Source organism: Flavobacterium sp. LAR06, assembly GCF_041946075.1.
Taxonomy (GTDB): domain Bacteria; phylum Bacteroidota; class Bacteroidia; order Flavobacteriales; family Flavobacteriaceae; genus Flavobacterium.
The window spans coordinates 1-505 of record NZ_JAUTYT010000065.1 but is presented as its reverse complement, the minus strand read 5'-3'; the positions used below and the strand labels follow the sequence as shown (position 1 = coordinate 505).

1 rRNA gene is annotated in these 505 nt (G+C 52.1%); it reads right to left on the bottom strand.

Features of this window, described 5'->3' with window-relative positions:
• Window positions 1-107: 107 nt before the first annotated feature.
• Window positions 108-505, bottom strand: a 23S ribosomal RNA gene (locus tag Q7C23_RS23415); the annotation flags it as partial.

Below are 505 nucleotides of genomic sequence, written 5' to 3'. Positions count from 1 at the left end.
AAATTGGGTATGTAATAGAAGTCGGTGTTTGCAAGATCGAACTTTCGGTTCATTTCGTCTTCACACACCGCAATCTGGCCTTTCGACGCAAATTGCTTGGGTGTTATATGGTCAAGCCTCACGGGCAATTAGTATTGGTTAGCTCAACGCCTCACAGCGCTTACACACCCAACCTATCAACGTCGTAGTCTTCGACGGCCCTTCAGGGGACTCAAGGTCCCAGTGAGATCTCATCTTGAGGCTAGTTTCCCGCTTAGATGCTTTCAGCGGTTATCTATTCCGAACATAGCTACCCGGCAATGCCACTGGCGTGACAACCGGAACACCAGAGGTTCGTCCACTCCGGTCCTCTCGTACTAGGAGCAGCCCCTCTCAAATCTCAAACGTCCACGGCAGATAGGGACCGAACTGTCTCACGACGTTCTAAACCCAGCTCGCGTACCACTTTAAATGGCGAACAGCCATACCCTTGGGACCGGCTTCAGCCCCAGGATGTGATGAGCCG